The 17,266-nt window shown below is 73.6% G+C and carries 14 protein-coding genes, 1 tRNA gene and 1 pseudogene; 4 read left to right on the top strand and 12 right to left on the bottom strand.

All coding sequences use genetic code 11. The annotated features are described in order from the left end of the window. The first annotated feature begins 24 nt into the window (after nt 1-24). Nucleotides 25-99 (top strand) — tRNA-Val (locus ACIQWR_RS18175). 234 nt (nt 100-333) lie between these two features. Here the strand turns inward: ACIQWR_RS18175 and ACIQWR_RS18170 are convergent. Further along, entirely contained in the window at nt 334-519 is a 186-nt protein-coding gene (locus ACIQWR_RS18170) for a hypothetical protein (RefSeq protein WP_399262160.1), read from the bottom strand. A gap of 551 nt (nt 520-1,070) precedes the next feature. Between ACIQWR_RS18170 and ACIQWR_RS18165 the strand changes: the two genes are divergently transcribed. Continuing rightward, nucleotides 1,071-2,336 (top strand): serine/threonine-protein kinase, encoded by a 1,266-nt coding sequence (locus tag ACIQWR_RS18165; RefSeq protein ID WP_404010243.1) that lies wholly within the window; start codon nt 1,071-1,073, stop codon nt 2,334-2,336. A 49-nt stretch (nt 2,337-2,385) separates the two neighbouring features. On the opposite strand, the gene ACIQWR_RS18160 is transcribed toward ACIQWR_RS18165, so the two are convergent. The 9 genes and pseudogenes from ACIQWR_RS18160 to ACIQWR_RS18120 all read right to left on the bottom strand — a co-directional run bounded on the left by ACIQWR_RS18160 (nt 2,386) and on the right by ACIQWR_RS18120 (nt 15,235). Beyond that, the gene (locus ACIQWR_RS18160; RefSeq protein WP_354382589.1) at nt 2,386-3,204 is read right to left on the bottom strand and encodes an RNA methyltransferase; all 819 of its coding nucleotides are present in this window, start codon (nt 3,202-3,204) and stop codon (nt 2,386-2,388) included. Between the two features lie 108 nt (nt 3,205-3,312). Next, nucleotides 3,313-4,533: a uroporphyrinogen-III C-methyltransferase gene (gene cobA / locus ACIQWR_RS18155; protein WP_404010239.1), complete on the bottom strand. Its 1,221-nt coding sequence runs from the start codon at nt 4,531-4,533 to the stop codon at nt 3,313-3,315. A 981-nt stretch (nt 4,534-5,514) separates the two neighbouring features. Further along, nucleotides 5,515-8,826 (bottom strand): nicotinate-nucleotide--dimethylbenzimidazole phosphoribosyltransferase, encoded by a 3,312-nt coding sequence (cobT, locus tag ACIQWR_RS18150; RefSeq protein WP_404010236.1) that lies wholly within the window; start codon nt 8,824-8,826, stop codon nt 5,515-5,517. 302 nt (nt 8,827-9,128) lie between these two features. After that, a complete protein-coding gene (cbiE, locus tag ACIQWR_RS18145; protein WP_404010233.1) occupies nt 9,129-10,367 on the bottom strand; it encodes a precorrin-6y C5,15-methyltransferase (decarboxylating) subunit CbiE in 1,239 nt (412 codons plus the stop codon). A 323-nt stretch (nt 10,368-10,690) separates the two neighbouring features. Beyond that, nucleotides 10,691-11,269 (bottom strand): annotated as a pseudogene (locus ACIQWR_RS18140) (GNAT family N-acetyltransferase); the annotation flags it as partial. A gap of 173 nt (nt 11,270-11,442) precedes the next feature. Next, nucleotides 11,443-12,306 (bottom strand): MetQ/NlpA family ABC transporter substrate-binding protein, encoded by an 864-nt coding sequence (locus ACIQWR_RS18135; RefSeq protein WP_404010230.1) that lies wholly within the window; start codon nt 12,304-12,306, stop codon nt 11,443-11,445. A 96-nt stretch (nt 12,307-12,402) separates the two neighbouring features. Beyond that, the gene (locus tag ACIQWR_RS18130; RefSeq protein WP_399262145.1) at nt 12,403-13,071 is read right to left on the bottom strand and encodes a methionine ABC transporter permease; all 669 of its coding nucleotides are present in this window, start codon (nt 13,069-13,071) and stop codon (nt 12,403-12,405) included. Then, nucleotides 13,068-14,165: a methionine ABC transporter ATP-binding protein gene (locus tag ACIQWR_RS18125; RefSeq protein WP_404010227.1), complete on the bottom strand. Its 1,098-nt coding sequence runs from the start codon at nt 14,163-14,165 to the stop codon at nt 13,068-13,070. Before ACIQWR_RS18125 ends, ACIQWR_RS18130 begins: the two co-directional genes overlap by 4 nt. A 422-nt stretch (nt 14,166-14,587) precedes the next feature. After that, on the bottom strand, nt 14,588-15,235 hold the full coding sequence (locus ACIQWR_RS18120; protein ID WP_399262141.1) for an HAD-IA family hydrolase: 648 nt from the start codon (nt 15,233-15,235) through the stop codon (nt 14,588-14,590). A gap of 68 nt (nt 15,236-15,303) precedes the next feature. Here ACIQWR_RS18120 and ACIQWR_RS18115 point away from each other — a divergent pair, with 68 nt between their 5' ends. After that, nucleotides 15,304-15,672 (top strand): hypothetical protein, encoded by a 369-nt coding sequence (locus ACIQWR_RS18115; RefSeq protein WP_404010224.1) that lies wholly within the window; start codon nt 15,304-15,306, stop codon nt 15,670-15,672. After that, nucleotides 15,665-16,144, top strand: coding sequence for a hypothetical protein (locus ACIQWR_RS18110; RefSeq protein ID WP_404010222.1), 480 nt, complete (start codon nt 15,665-15,667; stop codon nt 16,142-16,144). Before ACIQWR_RS18115 ends, ACIQWR_RS18110 begins: the two co-directional genes overlap by 8 nt. On the opposite strand, the gene ACIQWR_RS18105 is transcribed toward ACIQWR_RS18110, so the two are convergent. Further along, a complete protein-coding gene (locus tag ACIQWR_RS18105) occupies nt 16,126-16,623 on the bottom strand; it encodes a GNAT family N-acetyltransferase (protein ID WP_399262135.1) in 498 nt (165 codons plus the stop codon). The two genes, ACIQWR_RS18110 and ACIQWR_RS18105, sit on opposite strands and share 19 nt — an antisense overlap. Before the next feature lie 37 nt (nt 16,624-16,660). Continuing rightward, nucleotides 16,661-17,179: a sigma-70 family RNA polymerase sigma factor gene (locus ACIQWR_RS18100; RefSeq protein ID WP_404010219.1), complete on the bottom strand. Its 519-nt coding sequence runs from the start codon at nt 17,177-17,179 to the stop codon at nt 16,661-16,663. Nucleotides 17,180-17,266: the final 87 nt, after the last annotated feature.

Genomic DNA, 17,266 nt, shown 5'->3' with positions numbered 1-17,266 from the left:
TGCGGCTTCACTGCCGTGGTGCCCGCGCGATTAGCTCAGCGGGAGAGCGCTTCCCTGACACGGAAGAGGTCACTGGTTCAATCCCAGTATCGCGCACCACAGGAAAGCCCCGGCCGTTCATTCGGTCGGGGCTTTCGCGTTGCGTGATGGGTGGCGCGACGCGGTGCGCGACGGGTTGGGTGCCCGGGCCGGAAACCGGAAGAGGGTGCTGCCGGTACGACGTCAGACGTCGCACCGGCAGCACCCTTCTCCTGCCGTCCGCCGCACCCCCGTCCCCACGGGGCTGAAGGCCGATGTCCGGCCCGGGCCGCTCTCCCGGGCCTGGAGCGCCGCTCAGCGCCCCAGCATCGCGCCCACGGACGACGCTTGCGCCACCACCTGGTCCCATCCCCCGAAGAGGAAGACCAGGACGGCGGCCAGGGGGAGCACCATCGCCGCGGCGACCAGTGGATGCCGCGTGCCGGACTCGTGGCCGTTGAACGCGAATGCCCTGCGTCCCTGCCGTGCGACGTCCGCCATGGCCCTCTCCCTGTAGTTGACAGCGGCGGGCCAGTGACCTCGGGGGACGAGTGCGCCACCCGCCGCTTGTCTTCAACACTAGGCGGGGCGGGCGCCCCTGGCCTCATGCCCTCGTATCCATGCCGGGCCTCCAGGAGGATGACGGCGGCGATCTCCTCGTACTCCCCTGGGTGGAGACCGCTCCCCCGTTGTAGGGGGCATCCCCCAGGAGCGTGGTCGGGGTCCGTGCGGGAGCCGTCACCCGTGGTGACTTCCCTCACGCCCACCGCCGCCCGCACGCCGTCGCGCGCCGCGCGTACGCCGGGCCCGCGAGACCCGGTGGTTCCGGGTGCGTCCGGGCCGGGGGCGCGCCAATCCCCTTGGACCGGGGGCCGTTTGGGGGAACGGCCGTTACCCCGGCCCCCTACCGCTCGTACCCCTGATTCTCCCTCAAGTGGCCTTCCCAGCACTGACGATCGAATCTCCCGGCGAGGGCGCGGCCTCTGAGCGGACATGCCGGATGGTCCGTAAGCTGTGCCACGTCAACAGGACGACCGGTCAGCGGGGTGGACATGGCGATGATGCGGCTCCGGCGGGAGGACCCGCGTGTCGTCGGTTCGTTCAGGCTGCACCGGCGGCTCGGTGCGGGCGGCATGGGCGTGGTCTACCTCGGCTCGGACCGGCGCGGTCAGCGCGTCGCGCTCAAGGTGATCCGGCCGGACCTCGCCGAGGACCAGGAGTTCCGCTCGCGCTTCGCCCGCGAGGTGTCCGCCGCGCGGCGGATCCGCGGCGGCTGCACGGCCCGGTTGGTGGCCGCGGACCTGGAGGCCGAGCGGCCGTGGTTCGCCACGCAGTACGTCCCCGGGCCCTCCCTGCACGACAAGGTGGCCGAAGAGGGCCCGCTCACCGCCGCCCAGATCGCCGCGATCGGCGCCGCGCTCTCCGAGGGTCTGGTCGCCGTCCACGAGGCGGGAGTGGTCCACCGCGACCTCAAGCCGTCGAACATCCTGCTGTCGCCCAAGGGCCCCCGGATCATCGACTTCGGGATCGCCTGGGCGACCGGCGCCAGCACGCTCACGCACGTGGGCACGGCCGTCGGCTCCCCCGGCTTCCTCGCCCCGGAGCAGGTGCGCGGCGCCGCCGTCACGCCCGCCACCGACGTCTTCGCCCTGGGCGCCACCCTCGCCTACGCGGCGACCGCCGACTCGCCCTTCGGGCACGGCAGTTCCGAGGTGATGCTCTACCGCGTGGTGCACGAGGAGGCGCACCTGCTCGGCGTACCGGATGCCCTCGCACCGCTCGTACAGGCGTGCCTGGCCAAGGACCCGGAGGACCGGCCCAGCACCCTCCAGCTGTCGATGCGGCTCAAGGAGATCGCGGCGCGGGAGGCCCAGGGGATCACGGACGGGCGGCCGCCGGCCCAGCGCGCCCGGGGCGCCGAGCGGCCCACGGGCCGGCTCGCGGACGAGTACGCCGAACAGCACACGGAGCGGCGCACGGCGGGCACCCCGGCGCTGCGGCCCCAGGGCGGTCAGGGAGGTCCGGGCGGTCCGTCCGCGAGCGGCTCGCACGGCGCCCACGAGGGGGCGCACCCGCGCCCCTCGGGCCCCCGCGAGCCCGGCGGCCCGAGCTCCCGGCCCACGGCCGGACGGACGGACGGGCGCACGGCGGGACGCACGGCCGGGCGGACGGCCGGTGGCCGCCAGGGTCCGCGCACGACGGGCACGGGCCGCCGGCCCTCCCGGCCGGACCCGCGGTTGATGCGGCAGCGGCTGATCGTGTTCGTGCTGGTCACGTTGATCGTGGCGGTGGGGATCGCGGTCGCCCAGAGGCTTTGAGCGGGCCCCCCGCGCCGGCCCGGTGGGCCCGGCGCGGGGACCGTTCGGGTCAGCCCCGGGGTCGGGTCGCGTAGAAGGCGACGGCGGAGGCCGCCGCCACGTTCAGCGAGTCGATCCCCTCGGACATGGGGATGCGCACCCACTCGTCCGCGGCGCGCAGGGCGTAGGTGGAGAGGCCGTGGCCCTCCGAACCGAGCATGATCGCGGACTGCTCGAAGCGCTCCGCCGGGACCTGGTCCAGCGGGGTGGCCTTCTCGCTCGGCGTCATGGCGAGGATCCGGTACCCGGCTTCGCGGACCTGTTCGAGGTCGGCGGGCCAGTCCGTCAGCCGGCCGTACGGGACGGAGAAGACGGACCCCATCGAGACCTTGATGGCCCGCCGGTACAGCGGGTCCGCGCAGTCCGGGGACAGCAGGATCGCGCTGATGCCGAGGGCCGCGGCGCTGCGGAAGGCCGCGCCGAGGTTCGCGTGGTCGACGAAGCCCTCGAAGATCGCGATCCGGCGGCCGCCGGGCCCGCCGCCCAGCAGCTCCTCGGCGGTCGGCAGCGGCTTGCGCTGCATGGAGGCGAGCGCGCCGCGGTGCACGTGGTAGCCGGTGACCCGCTCGGCCAGCTCGGGGCTGACGGCGTAGACCGGCGCCGGAAGTTCGTCGATGACGTCGCGCATGACGTCGACCCACTTCGCGGAGAGCAACATGGAGCGCATCTCGAACCCGGCGTCCTTGGCCCGCCGGATGACCTTCTCGCCTTCCGCGATGAAGAGTCCTTCGGCGGGCTCGCGACGTCGGCGCAGTTCGACGTCGGTCAGGCCCGTGTAGTCGCTCAGGCGCGGGTCGTCGGGGTCTTCGACGGTGATGAGATCAGCCACAGGGTGATACTGCCTTGTCCTGGGTGTGGTGCCAACGGCTTGGTCGTAGGGGGCGTGCGGAGACGACGTGGAGGGACACAGCGCCCGGGGGCGCGGGGGGCGCCGTGGTCAGGCGGCCGGGCCCACGTTCACGACGTCGCCGATGACGATCACCGCGGGCGGGCGGACCTCCTGGGTCCGGACCGTCTCGCCGACCGTGGCGAGGGTGGCGTCCACCCGGCGCTGGGCGGCGGTCGTGCCCTCCTGGACCACGGCGACCGGGGTGTCCGCAGAGCGGCCGTGGCGGACCAGCGCCTCGGCGATCAGGCCGATCTTGTCGACGCCCATGAGGATCACCAGGGTGCCGGTCAGCTTGGCGAGCGAGGCCCAGTCGACGAGCGAACGGGGGTCGTCCGGTCCGACGTGGCCGCTGACGACCGTGAACTCGTGGGCCACCCCGCGGTGCGTCACCGGGATGCCGGCCGCGCCGGGCACCGAGATCGAGCTGGAGATGCCGGGGACGACGGTGCAGGGGATGCCCGCCTCGGCCAGCGCCTGGAGCTCCTCCATGCCGCGGCCGAAGACGTACGGGTCCCCGCCCTTGAGCCGGACCACCGACTTGCCGGCCTTCGCGTGCTCGATCAGCGCGTTGTTGATGGCCTCCTGGGCCATGAAGCGGCCGTACGGGATCTTCGCGGCGTCGATGACCTCGACGTGCGGGGCCAGTTCGTCGAGCAGGCCGCGCGGGCCGAGCCGGTCGGCGATGACCACGTCGGCCTCGGCGAGCAGCCGGCGGCCGCGGACGGTGATGAGGTCCGGGTCGCCGGGGCCGCCTCCGACCAGGGCCACGCCGGGGTTGCGCTTCTCGCGGCCCTGCGCCGGAGCGGCGAGGCTGCCGTCGCGCAGCCCCTCGATGATCGCGTCGCGCACGGCGGCGGAGCGGCGCGGGTCGTTGCCGGTCAGTACGGCGACGGTGACGCCCTCGCTGCGGCCGGTGGCCGGGGTCCAGGCGGTGGCCGCTTCGGCGTCGTCGGCGCGCACGCACCAGACCCGCTCGCGCTCGGCCTCGGCGGAGGCGGCGTCGTTGGCCGCCCTGTCGCGGGTGGCGATCAGCGCGTACCAGGTGTTGGCGAGGTCGCCGTCCTGGTAGCGGCGGCGCTCCCAACGGATCTCGCCGGTCTCGGCCATGACGTCCACGGAGGGGGTGGCCGAGGGGGAGATCAGCAGCACGTCGGCGCCGGCCGCGACGAGCGCGGGGAGCCGGCGCTGCGCGACCTGGCCGCCGCCGATGACGACGACGCGGCGGCCCGCCAGACGGAGGCCTACGGGGTAGGCGGGGTGTGCGGCCATGCGGGGCTCCTCGTACGGGGGGTTCCGGTGCGGGCGGATCTCGCGGCGGCGGTGGCGCGAATCGCGTGGTCAACGTTACGGGCCGGGGCGGGCGGGTGCCGGTCCGGGGGCCGGGGGGCCGGGGGCCGTTGTCCGGGGGCTCGCCCTCCCGGGCCCCGATCCGGCTGCGGGTGAGTGGGGGTGCCGCGGCCTCGCCCGGTGCCCCTCCCGGCGGTGGCCGGGGGGAGTCCGAGGCTCCGCCCCCCCTGGACCCGGCTCGGCTCCAGGGGGCCGACCCAGCTTTCCAGCCTTGCTGGCCGGGGCGGGCCCCGATTCAGCCTCGCCGGTCCGACCCGATTCAGCCTCGCCGGTCCGACCGGGCCCCGATTCAGCCTTGCTGGCCGGGCGGGCCCCGATCTCAGCCTTCCTGGCCAGGGCGGGCCCCGATTCAGCCTCGCTGGCCAGGGCGGGCCCCGATTCAGCCTCGCCGGCGTTTGAGGCGCCCCCGGAGGGCAGACGGACCCGCACCCGGCTTGGACACCGGCTGGCCAGCCGGGGCTGGGACGCGGACGGCTATGGGGCCGAGGTGGGACGCGGTCGCTGTCCCTCCGGGGGCGCCTCAAACGCCGGCGAGGCTGAAATCGGGCCCGGCCCAGCCCGGAAGGCTGAGATCGGAGCCGCCCCAGCCAACCGGGCTGAGATCGGAGCCCGCCCCGGCCAGCAAGGCTGAGATCGGGACCCGGGTCGGACCAGCGAGGCTGAGATCAGAACCCGCCCCGGCCGGCGGGGCTGAGGTCGGGGCCCGGCGCAGCCGGTGAGGCTGAGATCGAGACCCGCCCCAGCCGGTGAGGCTGAGGTCGGGGCCCGGCGCAGCCGGTGAGGCTGAGACCGAGGCCCGCCCCAGCCGGTGAGGCTGAGGTCGGGGCACGGCGCAGCCGGTGAGGCTGAGGTCGGGGCACGGCGCAGATGGTGAGGTTGGGGTGGGGGCACGCCCGGTCGGGGTTATTTTTCGGTGACGCCGGCTGAGTCGAAGGTGGCTACCTCGTGCATGGCTCGGGCGGCGCTCTGGACCAGGGGGAGGGCCAGGAGCGCCCCCGTGCCCTCGCCGAGGCGGAGGTCCAGGTCGACGAGCGGGCGCAGCCCGAGGGTGTTCAGGGCGGCCACGTGACCCGGCTCCGCACTGCGGTGACCCGCGATGCACGCGGACAGGGACTCCGGCGCGATCGCCCGCGCCACCAGGGCCGCCGCACCCGCGCTCACCCCGTCCAGGATGACCGGCGTCCGCAGGGAGGCCCCGCCGAGCAGTAGCCCGACGATCGCCGCGTGTTCCAGCCCGCCGATCGCGGCGAGCACGCCCACCGGGTCGGACGGGTCCGGCTGGTGCAGTTCGAGCGCCCGGCGGACGACCTCGACCTTGCGGGTGTGCGTCTCGTCGTTGATGCCGGTGCCGCGCCCGGTGACCTCCGCCGGATCGACGCCGGTGAAGACCGAGATGAGGGCGGCGGACACGGTGGTGTTCGCGATGCCCATCTCACCGGTGAGCAGCGCCTTGTTGCCCGCCGCGACGAGGTCGCGGGCGGTCTCGATGCCCACCTCGATGGCGGCCACGGCCTCCTCGCGGCTCATCGCGGGCCCGACCGACAGGTCGGCGGTGCCGGGGCGGACCTTGCGCGGCAGCAGTCCGGGGGTGGCGGGGAGATCTCCCGCGACGCCCACGTCGATCACGCAGACCTCGGCGCCCACCTGGTTGGCGAAGGCGTTGCAGACCGCCCCGCCGCCCAGGAAGTTGGCGACCATCTGCGTGGTGACCTCCTGCGGCCAGGGGGTGACGCCCTGGGCGTGCACACCGTGATCACCGGCGAAGATCGCGACCGCGGCGGGCTCCGGGATCGGCGGGGGGCAGACCCGCGAGAGGCCGCTGAGCTGGGCGGAGATGATTTCGAGCATGCCCAGGGCCCCGGCGGGCTTGGTCATGCGCTTCTGCCGCTCCCAGGCCTCGCCGAGCGCCTTCGCGTCGAGCGGGCGGATGCTCGCGACCGTCTCGGAGAGCAGGTCGTGCGGCTCCTCGCCGGGCAGCGCGCGGCGACCGTACGTCTCCTCGTGGACCACCCAGGACAGCGGGCGCCGCTTGGACCACCCGGCCTGCATCAGCTCGGGCTCCTCGGGGAACTCGTCGACGTACCCGACGCACAGGTAGGCCACGACCTCCAGGTGCTCGGGCAGGCCGAGGGCGCGGACCATCTCGCGCTCGTCGAAGAAGCTGACCCAGCCGACGCCGAGGCCTTCGGCGCGGGCGGCGAGCCAGAGGTTCTCGACGGCGAGCGCGGAGGAGTACGGGGCCATCTGCGGCTGGGTGTGCCGCCCGAGGGTGTGGCGGCCGCCGCGGGTGGGGTCGGCGGTGACGACGATGTTCACCGGGGTGTCGAGGATCGACTCGATCTTCAGTTCCTTGAACTGCTTCGCCCGGCCCTTGGGCAGCGACTTGGCGTACGCCTCGCGCTGGCGCTGGGCCAGTTCGTGCATCGTCCGGCGGGTCTCGGCGGAGCGGATGACGACGAAGTCCCACGGCTGGGAGTGCCCGACGCTGGGCGCCGTGTGGGCGGCCTCCAGGACGCGGAGCAGCACCTCGTGCGGGATCGGGTCGGTGCGGAAGCCGTTGCGGATGTCGCGGCGCTCGCGCATGACGCGCAGGATCGCTTCGCGCTCGGCGTCGGCGTAGCCGGGTGCGGCGGCGCCGCGCTCGGCGGGCTCGACGACCTCCGTGACCTCGATGGCCTCGACGGCTTCGACGGCCTCCGGGGCGTCGGCGGGCTCGGCCGGTTCCACCGCGGACTCGGCCACGGCCACGGCCACCGGCTCGGTCACGGGCTCGGGCGCGACCGGGACCTCGACGATCGGCGCCGGCGCAGCCTCGGGGAGCACCTCGGCAACGGCTTCGGCCACGGGGGCCGGGACCGGCTCGGGCTCGGGGGTGGCCGCAGCCACGACCACGACCTCGGGGGCGACGGGCGGCGCCGCCTGCTCCGCGGGAACCACGACCGGGACCGGCTCCGCGAGGACCACGGGGGCCTCCGCGACGGGCGCGGCGACGGGCTCCGGGGCGACGGGAGCGGCCGGGGCGACCGGCTCGACGACCGGGGCCGGAGCGGCCACCGGCTCGGGAGCCGCCGCCACGACGGGCTCCGCCGACCAGGGGGCGCCCGCCTGGAGCGGGATCTCACCGAGCTGCGGGCCGGGCAGCGCACCGGTCTCCACGGCCGGGACGTCCAGGTACTCCAGGCCGCCGCTGGTCGCCGGAGCGGTCTGGAAGACCGGCGCCGGCGCCTGCACCTGCGTGTCGGCCACGGCCACGGCCACGACCTCGACCTCGACCTCGACCTCGACGGGAGCCTCGGCCGGGAGGGCGGCGGGCGCGGCCGCCGGTACCTCGGCGGGCACCTCCGCGGGGGCGGGCGCCGGGGCCTCGGCCACGGCCTGCGCCACGACCACCGGCGCCTCCTCGACCGGAGCCTGCGGCGTGGGTTCGGCGGCGTCGACCGCCACCTCCACCGGCGCCTCGATCGGCGCCTCCGCCTGTGCCTCGACCTGTACCTCGGCCGGCGCCGGAGCAGCGGCGGCGGCCTCGGGGACCTCCACCTCCGCCGGAGCCTGCACCGGAACGTCCACGGGGACCTGTGCGACCGGCGCCGGGGCGACCACCGCGAGCGGCGCCTCGGCCTGCGCCGGCGCCACGGGCTCGACCGGGGCGCTCACGGCGACGGGCACGGGGGCGGGGGCGGGCGCGGGCGCGACGGGGGCCACCGGCGGCACCGGCGCGGCCGGGCCGCGGTCGGCGAGGGAGCGTACGACGCCGCCCGAGGCGTCGGGGACCGGCGGGCCCATGTGCAGCGGGCGCCGGACGGGGGTCACGGGCGCGGCCGGCGGCGGCAGCAGGCCGCCGAGGTCGAGGGCGCCGGTGTCACGGCCGCCCGCCTCGTGCGCGCCGTGCGTGTAGGAACCGGTGTCGGTGTAGCCGGGCTCCGCGAAGCCGGGGTCGACGAAGGCGGGCGCGGGCTCGTAGAAGCCGCCCTCGACGGGGAAGACGGGGGCCGGGGGCACCACCTGCGGGTCGCTCCACGCCCCCTGGCCGCTGGGCATCAGCAGGAGCTCGTCGTCCTCGGCCGGGTTGTCCACCAGGTCCTGGAACGCGTACCCGCCCGTCGCCTGGAGCGGTGTCCGGAGCGGTGCCGGGACCGGCGCGGGGATGCCGTGCTGATCCACCATGCCCGCGTTGTCCGGGACGCCCTCGCCCGGAACCTGGCCGGTGTCAGTCATGCTTACCCCTCGCCCATCGGTGTTGCTGCTTCGATCGCCCGGCGCCCGTATGACCAACGAGCGTGGCTGCCGTGCGGCACGAGCCCCTCGGGCGCGCCACCGCCGACAACCACTAAGCATTGTCGCGCCCGTTCGCCACCACGGCGGCCATAACTGCCACGGTCTGCTGTGGACTGCGCCACGTCGGGTGGTCCATTGGTGCCGATGTGCCCGGAGTGACGGGGCAGTACGACGATCGGCCAGCCTACCCCGGGCCAATTCGCAGGTCCGCCCGGGTCAGGGCACGGGTGGCACGGGGCGTTCTAGCGGCTCGACGGGCGTTCGGCCGCGATGAGGAAGACGACGGAGCGCTCCTGCTCGCGCCAGGTCCGGGTGTCCATGCCCACGGACTGGAGCAGCGCGCATTCCACCGCGTACCCGCCTTCGGTCAGGGCGCGGCCGATCGCCTCCGCTTCGTCGCGGGTGGAGGCGTGGGTGACGATCCGTTCCGGACGGCGGTCGGCGCAGGCCTGGACGACCGGGACTCCCCCGCCGCCGATCCGGATGACGTCGGGCTCGGGGAGGTTCTCCAGTACGTGGGGTGCGCGGCCCGCGACGGCCTGGAGGAGCACGCCGCGGTGGCGGGCGGCGACTTCGATCCGCTCGCAGGCGCGGGGGTCGGCGTCGACCGCGATGACGGCCGCGCCGAAGGCGGCCGCGTCCACGGCGAGCGCGCCGGTTCCGGCGCCGATGTCCCAGAGGAGGTCGCCGGTGCGCGGGCCGAGCCGGGCCAGTTGGGCGGCGCGCAGCAGCGCCGACTCCCCCTCCCCGCCGGGCACCCCGGGGCCGTGCTCGGGGTGGTGCGGGTCGGGGCGGGCCCAGCCGCGGGCGCCCGCGGCGGCCACGGCGACGGCGGTGGGCTGGCCCATGAGCCAGCCGGGGTCGGCGGAGACGGGCCCGCCGCCGCCGACGACGATCACGACGTTGGGGTCGCGCCAACTGTGGTCGGCGGCCCGGTCGGAGGTCAGTACGGTGACCCGTTCCTTGTCGGTGCCCAGTTCCTCGCAGATGACGAAGGTCCGGTGGACCCCTTCGAGCAGCAGGGCGAGTTCGGCGGGACCGGCGCCGGGCGAGGTGAGGACGGCGACCTTGGTGTGCGCCCGGCAGACGTTGACCGCGCGGCGCAGGGTGCGGCGTTGGGCCACGACGACCTGGGCGTCGTCCCAGGGCATGCCGGCGCGGGCGAAGGCCGCGGCCACGGAGGAGACGGCCGGGACCACTTCCACCTCCAGGCCGTGTTCGGGGGCGCGCAGGGCCCGTACGACGCCGAAGAAGCCGGGGTCGCCGTCGGCGAGGACGACGGCGGTGCCGCGGTGGCCCGCGATGCGACGGGCGGCGAGGCCGAGGCTGCCGAGCCGGATGCGTTCGGCGGCGGGCGGAATCTCGGGGAGCGCGAGGTGGTGGCCGGCTCCGGCCACCAGCGTGGCTGCGGAGAGCGCTGATCGGGCGGCCGCGGTCAGGGGCGAGCCGTCCCAGCCGATCACCGTGACCCGGTCGGCCATCGTCGTCGGTCTCCCTGGTGTGGGTGGTGGTGCGGGGCGGCCCTGCCGCGAGGGCGGGCACCGTGAGACTACCTGCTGATCGGGGCGTCCGGCGTCGGCGGACGGCCGGGTCAGGGCCGGTCGGACCGGGCGGTGCGGTCGTGCGGGTGGGGGTGGCGTCCGGCGTGCGGCTGGTGCGGGGACTGGGGTTGGTGCGGCGGCTGGTGCGGGGTCTGGCGGCCGTGGGCGTCGGCGTCGGCCGGCGGGTGCTGGTCGGTGCGCCGGTCGGTGGGCGGTTCGGGCACGGCGTGGAACTCGCCGTAGCCGTCGAGGACGTCGAGATCGTCGAGGTCCTCCGGGACCAGGCCCCAGACCAGCAGGTCGGTGCGGGTGTCGGCCCATCTGCCGTCGGGCGTCTGGGTGCGCACTATCCAGGCGTTGCGCAGGACGCCCTCGCTGATGCAGCCGATCTTCTGGGCGACCTGCTGGGAGGCGGTGTTGTCGGCGGCCGTGCGCAGTTCGAGGCGCTCGAAGCCGTGGTCGCGGAAGAGCCATTGGGCGACGGCGAGCACGGATTCGCAGGCGTAGCCCTCGCCGCGGGCCCAGGGGGCGGTGGCGTAGCCCACCTCGGCGCTGAGACAGCGCCAGTCGGTGTGGCGGACGTGGACGGTGCCGACCAGGCGGTGGGTGAGGAACTCGGTCACGGCGAAGACGATGCCGCGGCCGTCGGTGCGCTCGCGGTGGGCTCCGCCCGTGGCCCAACGGCGGGCGTCGGCTCCGCTGTAGGGGTGCGGGGCCTCGGTCCAGGCGGTGATGAGTTCGTCGTTCATCATCTCGGTGAGCGCGCTGACGTCCTCTTCCTCGAAGGGGCGCAGCACCAGCCGGTCCGTGCTGATGGAGACGTCCGGGAAGGTGGTTGTCATGCGCAGCTCCATGCCTGAGACCGTGGCCGTAGAGCCACAGCATGCAGTATCGGTCCGGTGGTGTGCAGGGCCGGGCTGCCCGGATGCGGGCAGGCGGCGGCCGTGCGCGCGCAGCGGCGCGGCCCCGCCCGCCCGGGGAGGGCGTGCGGGGCCGGGGCTGCGTTACCGGTGGGTCAGGAGGCCGGGGTGCCGAAGGCCGGGATGACCGAGCCCTGGTACTTCTCCTCGATGAACTTCTTGACCTCGTCGGAGTTCAGGAGCTTGGCGAGCTTCTGGATCCGGGGGTCGCTCTGCTTGCCGTCCTTCACCGCGAGGAGGTTGGCGTAGGGGTTGCCCTCGGCCTTCTCCAGGACCAGGGCGTCCTTGGCGGGGACGAGCTTCGCCTCGATGGCGTAGTTGCCGTTGATGATGGCGGCGTCCACGTCGTTCAGGGCGCGCGGGACCGTGGCGGCCTCCAGCTCCTTGAACTCCAGGCCCTTCTTGTCGGTGATGTCGGCCAGCTTCGCGGCGGTGCCTACGCCGTCCTTGAGGGTGATGAGCTTGTTGGCGGCGAGCAGCTGGAGCGCGCGGCCCTCGTTGGTCGGGTCGTTCGGGACGGCGACGGTCTGGCCGGCCTTGATGTCCGCGAGGGACTTGACCTTCTTGGAGTAGAGGCCCAGCGGCTCCAGGTGGACGTTGACCACCGGGACGATGTGGGTGTTGTTCTTCTTGTTGAAGTCGTCCAGGTACGGCTTGTGCTGGAAGAAGTTCGCGTCGACCTGGCCCTGCTCGGTGGCCGTGTTGGGCAGGACGTAGTCGGTGAACTCCTTGACCTCGATCTTGAGGCCGTCCTTGGCCGCCAGCTTGTCCTTGACGAAGTTCAGGATGTCGGCGTGCGGGCTCGGGGAGGCCGCGATGACGAGGGGCTTGCTCTCGTCGGTCTTGCCGCCGTCCGCCTTGGTGGAGGACGGGTCCGAGGAGGTGCCGCAGGCGGTGAGGCCGAGGGCGAGGGCCGCGGTGGTGGCGGCGAGAGCGGTGGACTTGATGGAGCTGCGCACGAAGAGTGCCTCTTTCCTGGGTGGTGCGGACAACGCCCGAGCACGACGAGTGCGGGCTGTGTGAGGGAGGGAAGTCTGTGTGGGCGCCGTGCCCCGTCAGGCTGTCCGGCCGCGGCGGGCGAGCAGGCGGACCACGCCGTCGCCGAGCAGCTGGATCACCGTGACGAGGACGATCAGTACGACCACCGTGGCGACCATGAAGCCGGTCTCGAAGCGCTGGAAGCCGTAGGTGATGGCCTTGGAGCCGAGACCTTCGCCGCCGACCGCGCCCGCCATGGCGGAGTAGCCGACGAGGGTGATCACGGTGGTGGTGACGGCGGCGATCAGCGAGGGCAGGGCCTGCGGCAGGAGCACCTTGCCGACGAGGGTGGGGACGCCCCCGCCCATCGACTCGACGGCCTCGACCAGCCCGTGGTCCACGCCTCGGACGGCGGTCTCGACGAGCCGGGCGAAGAAGGGGATGGCGCCGATGGCGAGCGGGACGATCATCGCGGTGGGGCCGATGAAGGTGCCGACGACGGCGGTGGTCACCGGGATCAGGAAGATCAGCAGGATGATGAACGGCATCGAGCGGCCGACGTTCACGATCGCCCCGAGGACCTTGTTGACCACCCGGTTCTGCAGCAGGCCGCCCGTGTCGGTGAGGACGAGCAGGATGCCGATGGGCAGCCCGCCGAGGACGGTCACCAGGGTGGACCACAGGACCATGTAGAGGGTGTCGTACGTGCCCTGGGTGAGCAGGGGCTGCATCTCGGACCAGGTCACTTGGCGCCATCCTTGACCAGCTGGGCCGGGACGGTACCGGCGAGTGCGGGGGCTGCGGTGGCGCCGTCCGCGTCGTTGTCGGTGTCGGTGTCGGGGTCGACCACGTCGACCTGGAGGCCGCGCTCGCGCAGGAAGCCGACGGGGACGACGTTCTCCTCGTAGCGGCCGGGGAGTTCGATGCGCATCCGGCCGACCTGGCGGCCCCCGACGGTGTCCATGGCGGCGCCGAGGATCGATATGTCGATGTTGTAGGTGCGCGCCAGCTGGGAGATGACCGGCTGGGCGGCGGCCTCGCCGTGGAAGGTGACGTCGACCACGGTGCGGTCGATGCCGGTGGCGGCGCCGCTGACCGGGAAGAGTTCGTCGGCGAGTTCGGAGCCGGGGGTGGCCAGCAGCTCGGAGACGGTGCCGGACTCGATGATCCGGCCGCGCTTCATCAGGGCCGCGGAGTCGCAGACCGCCTTGACCACGTCCATCTCGTGCGTGATGAGCAGGACGGTCAGGCCGAGCTGCTGGTTGAGGTCGCGCAGCAGCTGGAGGATCGAGCGGGTGGTCTCGGGGTCGAGGGCGCTGGTGGCCTCGTCGGAGAGCAGCACCTTGGGGTCGCCGGCCAGGGCGCGGGCTATGCCGACGCGCTGCTTCTGGCCGCCGGAGAGCTGGCCGGGGTAGGCCTTGGCCTTGTCGGCGAGGCCGACGAGGTCGAGGAGTTCCAGCGCCTTGCGGGAGCGCTCGCGGCCGGAGACCCCGAGGATCTCCAGGGGCAGCTCGATGTTGCCCTGCACGGTGCGCGAGGACAGCAGGTTGAAGTGCTGGAAGACCATGCCGATGCGGCTGCGGGCCTCGCGGAGCTCCTTGCCGGCGCGGCGGCCGCGGCCGGCCAGCGCGGTGAGGTCGACGCCGTCGACGCTCACGGTGCCGGTGGTGGGGCGCTCCAGCAGGTTCACGCAGCGGATCAGGGAGGACTTGCCGGCGCCGCTCTGGCCGATGACTCCGTAGACCTCGCCCTCGCGGACGTGGAGGTCGACGCCGTCCAGGGCGGTGACCTCGCGGCCACGGGACTGGTAGACCTTCGTGAGGCCCGATGTGGTGATCACAGGAATTCCGTCGCTGTCGAGTGCACGGCATGGCAGACCGGGCACGGGGCAATCATCTGGGGACGCGATGCGGGACGAACCAGGATGAATCGGCGGTTCGACGCCGGGCGGTTGGCAGGAGCGGTCCGGGTGATGTCGATGGCTCTACAGCGCGGGGGGCTCTACAGCCGGCACGGTCCGGACGGACTCGGCCGATCTCGCTTCGGGGCGCGAGGCTCAGGAAGGGGGGCCCTCAGAAGGCGCGCATTCGACACATACAACGAGCACCGGGCGTCATCGTCGCCTCGGTCGCAAGGGTGCGGCTGCTCGTCGTGGTCATGGACCCAGTAAACCAGACGTATCCCTTCACCGATCAACGTTGTCCGGATAGCGGACGGATTTCGACCGCCATCCGGACATCGCGACACGGTGGGGCGGTGCGGTCAGCCGTTCGTGTCAATCACCAGGCCGTCGGCGGTGACCTGCACCGACACGGCCGACAGGTCCCTGACCACCACGTCGGCGACCAGCTCGTCGGCCCGGTGGGTTGTGGTCAAGGCCACGGTCCGCATCCCGGCCGCGCGCCCGGCGGCCAGACCCGCCGGGGCGTCCTCGAAGACCACGCAGCGGGCCGGATCCACGCCGAGGCGGGCGGCGGCGAGCAGGAAGGGTTCGGGGTCGGGCTTGCCGCGGGTGATGTCGTCGGCGGCCACCAGCTCGGGGAAGTCGATGCCCACCTCGCGCAGCCGCGCCTCGGCGAGCGGGCGGGTGGCCGAGGTCACCACGGCCCAGCGGCCGGCGGGCAGGGCGGACAGCAGCTCCTTGGTGCCGGGCAGCGCCACGACGCCGCCCGCGACATCCTCCACCTCCAGCCGCTCGATCCGGGCCAGGGCCGCGGCCCGGACCTCCTCGGGCAGCAGGTCGGCGATGATCTCGGCGGCCGGGCGGCCGTGCAGTTCCACGGCGGCGAAATCGGCCTCGGTGATCCCGTACTCCCCGGCCCAGCGGGCCCAGCAGCGGTAGACCGATTCCATCGAGGAGAGGAGGGTTCCGTCGTTGTCGAAGAGCAGGGCGTCGGCATGCAGCGTCATGCCTTCCAGGAAAGCCCCGGCGCAGGGGTGCGCGCATCGGGTCTTTGGACCCGTAATACCCTCGCTGCATGCTCGACGCCCTGACGGTCGCCATCGGCGTGGCCGCACTCGCCCTCGCCGCCTGGTGCGGATTCGCCGCCTGGCGGGACCAGCCGACCAAGGACTGGCACTTCGCCGGGATGGCCCTGGTCACCCTGCTGGTCCTGGCCCAACTGGTGGTCGGCCTGGTCAAGCTCGCTCAGGGCGCGGAGCCGCACGACGGATCGGTGCTCTTCGTGGCGTACCTCGTCGGCTCCTTCGCCGCGGTTCCGGCCGCCGGGTTCCTCTCGCTCACCGAGCGCAGCAAATGGGGTTCGGTGACGGTGGCCGCGGGCGCGGTCGTCCTCGCGGTGCTCGAAGTACGGCTCTACGACATCTGGGGTGGCACCGGTGCCTGACACGGACGCTGACACGACCGAGGGCGCACAGCCGTCGACGGACGGCACGGGGCCCGCGGAGGCGGGGCGCACCAAGCTCGTCTCCGGGCCGGGAGTGCTGCTCGTCTGGCTGTACGGGGTGATCACCGTCGGCGCGGTCTCGCGCTCGGCCTACCAGATCTCCACCGAGTTCGACCGGGCCCCGCTGGCGTACGCGCTGAGCGGGGTGGCCGCCCTCGTCTACGCCTTCATCACCTACTCGCTGGTGCGCGGCGGGGAGACGGCCCGCAAGGCGGCCCGCCTGTGCTGCGCCGCCGAACTGACCGGCGTGCTCACGGTCGGGACCTGGACCCTGGTGCGGCCCGATTCCTTCCCCGACTCGACGGTGTGGTCGCAGTTCGGGATGGGCTACCTGTTCATCCCGGTGATCCTGCCGATCACCGGGATGCTCTGGCTGCGCGCGAAGCGGACGGATCAGGCGCTGACGGCGTAGTCCGTGGCTTCCTTCTCCAGCATGACCAGCTCGATGCCGTCCGAAGCGGTCCGGCCGCCGACGGCGACGTAGCCAGCCTTGCGGTACATCCGCAGGTTGGACTCGCTCTTGCGGCCGGTGAACAGGCGGAAGCGGGAGGTCTTGGAGCCGTCGGCCAGCGCCTCCTCCACGCCGCGCAGCAGGCGGGCGCCGAGCCCGTGGCCCTGGAGCCGGGGGTGGACGCACAGCTTGCCGATCTTGCCGGCGCCGTCCTCCTCGGTGCTGCCGCGCACCGCGCCGACCACCTCGTCGCCGAGTCGGGCGACCAGCACGATGTCCTTGGCCAGCTCGCCCTTGAGGGAATCGAGGGACTGGGTGAGGGGCTGGATGGAGTAGTTGCCATACAGCTCGGCCTCGCGCTGGAAGCACAGGTACTGCAGCTTGAAGATCTGCTCCGCGTCGTCGGCCGTCGCTGCCGAAATGATCACGCTCATGCCCATGTGCGCATGCCTCCCGCTCACCTGGTGGCCCGTTGGTCTACCGCTCCCTTCCCCGCAGGCCAGGAGCCTCAACCTCTGCAGCCAGCATTCTGCGCAGACATCCCAGGCAACGGGAACGTACCGGCCCCAAACTTCCTTGTGAGATACCCAACTCTCCTGCGATTTCACGGTAGGTGAGGTCTCTGGGCGAAAGAAAAGCAGTCATGAGCTCCGGGCAGCGTCCGGGCAGCCGGGCGACCGCCGAGCGGACGGCGCGGTCCTGCTCCCGGTGCAGCACCTCGCCCTCGGGCCCGTGTTCGGACGCCTCGTCGGCGCAGCCGGCCGGACCGGCGTAGGGGACTTCGCGCTGGGCGCGGCGGCGGGCGACGCGGGCCTCGGCGCGCACCGCCCGGCGCAGCCAGCGGGCGGGTTCGGCCGGAGCCGGCCCCTGCCGGTCCCGCTCCAGCAGCCGCACCCACACGGCCTGTTCCAGATCGGCGGGGTCCATCCCGGCGAGCGGTGCTTCGGCGGCGGCCTCCGCCGAGAGCAGGGGTCCGAGTTCCTTGAGCAGGTCCATGCCGGGCGGGACGCGAAGACCGCGCCCGGTGGTTTCCCCACCGGACGCGGCACACCCGTACGAGTCCTTCCGCTCAGCCGTTGACGC

It is taken from the genome of Streptomyces sp. NPDC098789 (assembly GCF_044759975.1).
In the GTDB taxonomy this organism is placed as follows: domain Bacteria; phylum Actinomycetota; class Actinomycetes; order Streptomycetales; family Streptomycetaceae; genus Streptomyces.
This window is presented reverse-complemented; position numbering and strand designations above follow the sequence as displayed.

Excerpts from the sequence above, each read along its gene's own strand:
- ACIQWR_RS18170 (WP_399262160.1), bottom strand. The coding sequence starts at position 519 with ATGGCGGACGTCGCACGGCAGGGACGCAGGGCATTCGCGTTCAACGGC.
- ACIQWR_RS18165 (WP_404010243.1), top strand. The coding sequence starts at position 1,071 with ATGGCGATGATGCGGCTCCGGCGGGAGGACCCGCGTGTCGTCGGTTCG.
- cobA (WP_404010239.1), bottom strand. The coding sequence starts at position 4,533 with ATGGCCGCACACCCCGCCTACCCCGTAGGCCTCCGTCTGGCGGGCCGC.
- cobT (WP_404010236.1), bottom strand. The coding sequence starts at position 8,826 with ATGACTGACACCGGCCAGGTTCCGGGCGAGGGCGTCCCGGACAACGCG.
- cbiE (WP_404010233.1), bottom strand. The coding sequence starts at position 10,367 with ATGGCCGACCGGGTCACGGTGATCGGCTGGGACGGCTCGCCCCTGACC.
- ACIQWR_RS18120 (WP_399262141.1), bottom strand. The coding sequence starts at position 15,235 with ATGACGCTGCATGCCGACGCCCTGCTCTTCGACAACGACGGAACCCTC.
- ACIQWR_RS18115 (WP_404010224.1), top strand. The coding sequence starts at position 15,304 with ATGCTCGACGCCCTGACGGTCGCCATCGGCGTGGCCGCACTCGCCCTC.
- ACIQWR_RS18105 (WP_399262135.1), bottom strand. The coding sequence starts at position 16,623 with ATGGGCATGAGCGTGATCATTTCGGCAGCGACGGCCGACGACGCGGAG.
- ACIQWR_RS18100 (WP_404010219.1), bottom strand. The coding sequence starts at position 17,179 with ATGGACCTGCTCAAGGAACTCGGACCCCTGCTCTCGGCGGAGGCCGCC.